The sequence below is a fragment of the Lysinibacillus sp. GW247-5R2A genome (assembly GCF_059424475.1).
Map to the genome: position 1 here is coordinate 246,024 of NZ_JBWKZL010000008.1, position 7,366 is coordinate 253,389.

6 protein-coding genes, 6 tRNA genes and 1 rRNA gene are annotated in these 7,366 nt (G+C 38.8%); 1 reads left to right on the top strand and 12 read right to left on the bottom strand.

The window, feature by feature from the left end:
• Positions 1 to 155: 155 nt before the first annotated feature.
• The 11 genes from AC07YC_RS14285 to AC07YC_RS14335 all read right to left on the bottom strand — a co-directional run bounded on the left by AC07YC_RS14285 (position 156) and on the right by AC07YC_RS14335 (position 5,324).
• The gene (locus tag AC07YC_RS14285; RefSeq protein ID WP_336635709.1) at positions 156 to 1,232 is read right to left on the bottom strand and encodes a CdaR family protein; all 1,077 of its coding nucleotides are present in this window, start codon (positions 1,230 to 1,232) and stop codon (positions 156 to 158) included.
• Entirely contained in the window at positions 1,225 to 2,061 is an 837-nt protein-coding gene (gene cdaA, locus AC07YC_RS14290; RefSeq protein ID WP_012296035.1) for a diadenylate cyclase CdaA, read from the bottom strand. Before cdaA ends, AC07YC_RS14285 begins: the two co-directional genes overlap by 8 nt.
• Positions 2,062 to 2,210: 149 nt before the next feature.
• Complete coding sequence (locus tag AC07YC_RS14295; RefSeq protein WP_036223766.1) at positions 2,211 to 2,837, bottom strand: anti-sigma factor family protein; 627 nt, start codon at positions 2,835 to 2,837, stop codon at positions 2,211 to 2,213.
• Between the two features lie 13 nt (positions 2,838 to 2,850).
• Complete coding sequence (sigW, locus tag AC07YC_RS14300; RefSeq protein ID WP_004225410.1) at positions 2,851 to 3,414, bottom strand: RNA polymerase sigma factor SigW; 564 nt, start codon at positions 3,412 to 3,414, stop codon at positions 2,851 to 2,853.
• Between the two features lie 133 nt (positions 3,415 to 3,547).
• Entirely contained in the window at positions 3,548 to 4,453 is a 906-nt protein-coding gene (gene rocF / locus AC07YC_RS14305) for an arginase (RefSeq protein ID WP_336635710.1), read from the bottom strand.
• A 185-nt stretch (positions 4,454 to 4,638) separates the two neighbouring features.
• Positions 4,639 to 4,711 (bottom strand) — tRNA-Lys (locus AC07YC_RS14310).
• 12 nt (positions 4,712 to 4,723) lie between these two features.
• Positions 4,724 to 4,798, bottom strand: a tRNA-Gln gene (locus tag AC07YC_RS14315).
• Between the two features lie 14 nt (positions 4,799 to 4,812).
• Positions 4,813 to 4,896, bottom strand: a tRNA-Tyr gene (locus tag AC07YC_RS14320).
• Between the two features lie 18 nt (positions 4,897 to 4,914).
• Positions 4,915 to 4,990: transfer RNA gene (locus tag AC07YC_RS14325), tRNA-Val, on the bottom strand.
• Between the two features lie 72 nt (positions 4,991 to 5,062).
• Positions 5,063 to 5,137: transfer RNA gene (locus tag AC07YC_RS14330), tRNA-Glu, on the bottom strand.
• Positions 5,138 to 5,247: 110 nt separating this feature from the next.
• Positions 5,248 to 5,324: transfer RNA gene (locus tag AC07YC_RS14335), tRNA-Asn, on the bottom strand.
• A 266-nt stretch (positions 5,325 to 5,590) separates the two neighbouring features.
• Between AC07YC_RS14335 and mbcS the strand changes: the two genes are divergently transcribed.
• On the top strand, positions 5,591 to 7,168 hold the full coding sequence (gene mbcS, locus AC07YC_RS14340; protein WP_336635711.1) for an acyl-CoA synthetase MbcS: 1,578 nt from the start codon (positions 5,591 to 5,593) through the stop codon (positions 7,166 to 7,168).
• Positions 7,169 to 7,279: 111 nt separating this feature from the next.
• On the opposite strand, the gene rrf is transcribed toward mbcS, so the two are convergent.
• Positions 7,280 to 7,366: ribosomal RNA gene (gene rrf, locus AC07YC_RS14345) — 5S ribosomal RNA — on the bottom strand; the annotation flags it as partial.

The window sequence follows — 7,366 nt, forward strand, 5'->3', positions numbered from 1 at the left end:
ACTTTTGGAAAAGTCTGCTTTTATTTATTCATTGGTAATTTTTAATCGTCCACTCAGTTAGTTTGTTTGGTGAATATATTGCGGTCTACCCACCAAAACAAACTCCGGTTAGATTTTTGATTTAGAATCAAAATAAAATTATAGTCAGATATTGTTTAAGAATCAATATCTTCCGTTTCATCGGTTGGCGTATTTTTATCAGTAGTAGTACTATCATCCTTCACATCAGTTTCTTCAGTTGGAGGTGGCGTTTCCTCTGTAGAAGCTGGTGTTTTCTGCTCTTCTTCCTTCTCTACTTTTGTAATATCTGCCTTCACTTTTATTTTCTTATCAGATATTTTTGTCACACCATCTGGTAATTTTACATCAAATTCATAAGTTTTTGACTCTGTAATTTTTGACAGGTCCACAGTTATTGGAATTTCTGTTAAACCATCAATAATCGATTTTCTGCCATATACTTTAATCATTTTTTGCGTAAACGTTAAAGAATTGATCGTTATATCTTCCAATGCTTGCCCTGTTTCCCTCAAAACAACCGGGAGTTCTCGACTATATTCCCCAATATCTACTTGAACATTAACAGTATCAGGTTCAATTGTCACATCAAGCTTATTTAAGTCTCGATCTAATACTTTTACCGCCGCGTCCTGAGAGAAGGATTGCTTCAAGCCTGGCTCTCCAGCAACAGTTGCTTTTACATAGCTGATGTTTTCAATAGCACTTTTTGCACCTGTCACGTAAACAGTCGGTGGATCAGCTACCATATCCTTTAAAATATACCCTTCTTCGATTAGTCGAGTATTCATTTCAGGGTCCACTCGGAACTCTTTCGTGACCTTTTCCTCAATATTTACATGAATAGTTGCAGGGTCTAATGTAACCTTTAACTTATCAGAAATATTTTCGTATTGTAGCTTTACATCATGCTCGCCAATCAATAGATTACTTAAATCAACAAATACTGAGAAATCCTTTGTTGCTCTTGTTTTTATAACAACAGGCATTGGCCCTTTTATCTTCACATCTACTGTTTCAGGTAATCCTGTTACAATCAGATTCTCATTATCATAATAAACATCTACTGGCACATCACGAATAATATCAGTCTGTTCAGTGGTGGTTGTTGTATTGATTGGAGATAGCTCGGTACGAACTGAGAAAAAAAGCAAAAATGCTAAAAATAGCGCGATGATTCTTAATACCCAAGGGCTATCCATCATTTTATCCATTCTTTTTCCCCCTCCAAGTTAACTTAGAGGCTGCATTTGACTCTTGTGCTGATCCGAACCACATTTTTCGTAATAGTGTCTCGAACTCCTCTAGAGAAAGATTACGATGGAGATTACCATTCAACGTAATACTAATGGCGCCTGTTTCCTCTGAGACAACGATTGTAATTGCATCCGTAACTTCACTTAACCCAAGCGCAGCACGGTGGCGTGTCCCTAACTCCTTTGAAATAAATGGACTTTCAGATAGAGGTAAATAACAAGCTGCCGCTGTAACTTTATCTCTTTGCATAATAACCGCCCCATCATGTAGTGGCGTATTCGGTATAAAGATATTAATGAGCAATTCTGAAGAAATTTCAGCATTTAGACCTATACCTGTTTCAATATATTCGTTAAGACCTGTTTCTTTTTCAATTGAAATTAACGCACCTATTCGACGTTTTGCCATATAACTTACAGATTTTTTCATAGCCTCTATAAGCCTTGTTTGCTCTTCGTCTTCTTGACTAGATGATCGTTGGAAAAGTTTACCTCTACCAATTTGTTCTAAGCCCCGTCTGATTTCAGGTTGGAAGATGATAATAATCGCCAAGAACCCAAATTCAATGACCTGCTGTAACATCCAGCCTAATGTTTGTAACCCTAAAAGGTCTGTTGCAATTCGTGCAATAATAATGACGAAAATTCCCTTAAGTAATTGGACAGCCTTCGTACCTTTAATGAGGGTTAAGACCTTATAAACAACGTACCAAACGAGCAGTACATCGATGAAGTTAATAACAATATTCACAGGCGTTAAATCTGTGAAATGTTCAATAATTTGCACGTGGCATCCCCCACTTTTCATTACGAATCCATACACATTCAAGTATAGCACATTCTTATCAAATGTAACTTTTTTCAAATAAAAAGTCTACTCATAAGAGTAGACCTTTCAGCCTCTCACGTGCACTATTTTTTAGGACGTATAGAGTGTTATTTAGTTTCTTCCTTTTCATCAAATGTCATGGCTGATTTTACAGAGTTTTTAATTGTATACCATAACCATTCAAATACTTCGTCAATTTCTTCAATTCTCCCTGAAACTACGGCTGAAGATGCCATGTATTGCCCGTTTATGACTGTGACGTTACCATCAACTTCTCCTTCAACAACCAAATCGCCATTTTTCACCACAATATCGCCCTTTACAACTTCTCCTTCAGGTACGATAACCGTTTGACCATCCACAACTAAATTGGGCTGTTTGGTCACAGAGAAATGCTGGTCATCCATAAAGCTACCAAGCAAGGTAGCACTCATAAATAAACAAAATACTGCTGCTGCCACAAAAAATGGATGTCGGCGTATCCATTTTTGTATGCCTACTCGACTTTTTGGTTTTGGTAAACGAGCCATTACTGCTGCTTCAAAATCCGGAGGCGCTGTAATATGGGAAGCACTCTTCACAAAGGCGATTGTTTCACTCAATTCATGCATCAACTGTTTACAATCATTACATGTATGCAAGTGTTGTTTTAACGCTTGCTCATGCTCACGACTAATGTCACCGTCTAAATAATCATGCATATAATCAATAATATGCTCTGGACAAGTATTCATGACGCTCCCCCTCCTACAGATTGTTTAACTGCTTACGTAATGCCTCACGTCCGCGGTGAATTCTCGTTTTCACCGTTCCAAGCGGCATATCTAAAATCTCGCTAATCTCTTGCAACGATAACTCTTCTATATATTTCAATACTATAACCGAACGGTATTTATCCGGTAAACGTCCAATTTCGTATTGAATGCGATCTTGCAGCTCCATTTGTTCTAACTGCTCCTCTGGTAGCTGGTCGTCAGCTGCGATTTGTGAATACATATCAAGCCCTTCTGTACCAGCTACTTCTGCATCTAAATAATAATCCGGTTTCTTTTTCCGAATACGATCTATACAGAGGTTTGTCGCTATGCGATAAAGCCACGTGGAAAACTTTCTTTTCTGATCAAAAGTATGCAAATTCATATATGCCCGAACAAAAGCTTCCTGAGCAATATCTTCAGATTCTTGTTTGTTACCTAACATTCGATAGCATACTTGGTACAGTTTGTGCTGATAGAGACTCACAATATCGGCAAATGCGTTTTGATCGCCTTTAAGCACTTGTTTTATTCTCTTATTTACTAACGCATCCATTGTGTTGACTTCTCCACCTTTACAACTGTCTTATACTATACGACCCATCGATAAGAAAAGTTTCGTTTTATTTCAATTATAGCAAAAGATTTTTATGCAATGTGGCAACAGGCAATTTTTTGAAAAATTTTCTTTAAACTAAAGTTTCTCCAAATAAAGATCCCATTAATGCAACAGCTACATTTGCTGTTGTATTTTTCTCGTCTAATATCGGATTAACTTCTACAAACTCTGCTGAAGTTAACATTCCCGACTCTTGTAACATTTCCATCGCTAAATGACTTTCTCGATACGTAATCCCACCTGGCACTGGTGTTCCAACCCCTGGTGTATAAAGAGGGTCAAGTCCATCTAAATCCAGTGATAAGTGTAATCCATCAACATCTCGCTCTTTTAAATAGGCAAGTGCATCTTCCATAACACGCGTCATGCCAAGTCGGTCAATTTCATGCATAGTGTATACTTTAATTCCTTGCTCACGAATCAAATCACGTTCACCAGGATCTACAGAACGAGCTCCGATAATAATAACGTTTTCTGGCTTAATTTTTGGCACATTAGTACGAATTTGAACTAAACGTTCATGCCCAAGCCCAATACTAACTGCTAAAGGCATCCCATGTATGTTGCCTGAAGGTGTAGTTTCAGGTGTATTTAAATCTGCATGTGCATCATACCAAATAACACCTAAATTTTTATAATGTTCCCCTAATCCTGCAAGTGTCCCAATAGCAATACTATGGTCACCACCAAATACAAGTGGGAATTTTTTTTGTTCGACTACTTCATGTACGCTATTAGCTAAAGCCGTACTAACTTCTACTACTTCCTCTAAATTCAATAACTTTTCATCTACTGCCGCGTTTGCATGCTTTTGACTAACACGAATATCCCCTTGATCTTGTACCTCGTGTCCAATACCTGCTAAACGTTCAACAACGCCTGCATAACGAATAGCACTTGGTCCCATATCTACGCCTCGGCGTGTTTGTCCGTAATCTGTTGGTACCCCAATAATAGAAATATTAAGTTTATTCATGTTTTTATACCCCCTATAAGTTATAAGACTATTGTAAAGCCTACTTACCACTTGGCTCAACCCAACATAAATACGCATATTTATTCATTTTCAAATAGCATAAAAAAATCTCCTACTGTTTTCAGTAAGAGATTAGTTATCTGTATTTATTATATCACTTTTGAATACATTTTATTCTATAAAAGTGAGCCATGAAGGACTCGAACCTTCGACCCTCTGATTAAAAGTCAGATGCTCTACCAACTGAGCTAATGGCTCATAAAAGAAAAATGGCTGGGGTACTAGGATTCGAACCTAGGCATGACGGAATCAAAATCCGTTGCCTTACCGCTTGGCTATACCCCAATCATTTATAAAACTGGTGGAGGGGGACGGATTCGAACCGCCGAACCCTAAGGAGCGGATTTACAGTCCGCCGCGTTTAGCCACTTCGCTACCCCTCCGAAATAACACAAGAATAATGGTGGAGGATGACGGGCTCGAACCGCCGACCCTCTGCTTGTAAGGCAGATGCTCTCCCAGCTGAGCTAATCCTCCATAGAAACAGGTGTGTTATATCACAGTTTACTTTCTTTTTAAAGCCTGTACATCTTGATGATGTATTTTAAATGGTGACCCCTACGGGATTCGAACCCGTGTTACCGCCGTGAAAGGGCGGTGTCTTAACCACTTGACCAAGGGGCCAAACTTATGTCTCAAACAAGACAAGAATTATAATAACATTATTTCTACGTTCTTGCAACACTTTTCTACATTTTTTATGTATGAAGCCATCTTAAAAATGAGCAAAAAAATGGCTCCGAAGGCAGGACTCGAACCTGCGACAACCTGATTAACAGTCAGGTGCTACTACCAACTGAGCTACTTCGGAACAATACTATTCAAATCGGTCTTAGACAACCTCTTAAGTACATTTATTATTATAGCAAGCATTCTAAATAATGCAACACATTTGTGTAAAATATTATATTTTCTTGTCGAGATTTTCTTAAATAGTACTTAGAAAGCATAATAGTTCTCTATTAAATCTAAAATTTCTATTTTGTGTATCAATTATTCTTGCTGTATATTATTGCAATTGTTAAAATAAAAATAGTTTTATGAATTTTCTATCATTTTAGGGGGAGGAATGTTCAAATGGTAATAGAGGATTTAATTGCACCGGATGTTTATAACATCACAGAGGAATTAGAAAAGTTTTCGCAAGATAGTGAACGCCAAGCCATACGTTGGTTAAATACACAACAAGAGAGACAAATCGTTACTTACGTAGAACTTGTTCAAAAAATGAATCAATACGCGAATGCCTTTACGAAGAAGGGGCTTCAAAAAGGAGATCGTGTATTAGTTATTATTCCTCGTCTACCTGAGGCCTATTTTGTTTTCCTAGGCTGTCTAAAAGCGGGTATTGTTCCTATTTCATGTTCAGAGATGTTGCGCGCAAGTGATTTAGAGTATCGCATGGAGCATTCTTCTGCCAGTGCCGTTATCGCCTATGAAGTATTTACTAGTGAAGTAGACAAAATTTCGTCTTCTGTCGATGCTTTAAAAAACAAAATGGTCATCGGGACAGCTACAGGAGATTGGTCTTCTTTAGATGAATTGGCTAGCTCTCAGCCACATACATTTACAGCTGTTGCTACTAAACGTGATGACATGGCTTTCCTTTCTTATACTTCTGGAACAACAGGTAAGCCTAAAGGCGTCGTCCATTCTCATGGCTGGGGCTACGCGCATATTCGAACAGCGGCTGCACAGTGGCTTTGTGTACGTGAAGGAGACTTAGTATGGGCAACAGCAGCTCCAGGCTGGCAAAAATGGATTTGGAGTCCGTTCCTATCTACTATTATGATGGGAGCTACTGCCTTTGTTTATCATGGTGGATTTGATGCAAAAACATATCTTCAGCTGTTGCAGGATGAAAAGGTTAATGTTCTTTGCTGCACCCCAACTGAATATCGCATCATGGCAAAACTTGAGAATTTAAAGGACTATAATCTATCTTCTCTTCGTAGTGCTGTCTCTGCTGGTGAGCCATTAAATAGACCAGTCATTGAAACATTTAAGAATCACTTTGGTTTAAAAGTCCGCGATGGTTATGGTCAAACTGAAAATACATTACTCATTGGTACTTTGGAAAACACGGAGCTACGACCTGGTTCCATGGGTGTCCCAACTCCAGGTAATATTGTACGTATTATCGACAATGAAGGCAATGAGGCACCTGTTGGCGAGGTTGGCGATATTGCGATACACAAATCATCGCCAGCCTTGTTTAAAGAGTATTATCGTGAGCCAGAGCGCACACAAGCGGCATTCCGTGGGGAATGGTACATTACAGGTGATCAAGCAAAATGTGATGAAGATGGTTACTTCTGGTTTGAAGGTCGGGGTGACGATATTATTATCTCATCTGGTTACACGATTGGCCCATTTGAAGTGGAAGATGCCTTAAACAAACACGATGCTGTACAAGAGTGTGCTGTGGTAGCTGCTCCAGATGAAATTAGAGGGCATATTGTCAAAGCCTACGTAATCTTACGAGATGGTTATAAGGGACAAAATGAAGAGGAACTCATTAAGGAGCTACAGGAGCATGTAAAAGCACTGACAGCACCTTATAAATATCCTCGTAGTATTGTCTTTATCGATGAGTTACCAAAAACAACATCTGGGAAAATTCGTCGTATCGAACTACGAGCAGCAACTGTCTAAAATAGTAAGGAGGCATTTCTTTGAATGAAATGCCTCCTTACTTTATCTACATCTTGGAATTTTAGACAGAAAAAAAAGCCACTACTGAGTGTATCAGTAGCGACTTTTTGCGCCTAGCGATGTCCTACTCTCACAGGGGGAAGCCCCCAACTACCATCGGCGCTAAAGAGCTTAACTTCCGTGTTCGGTATGGGAACG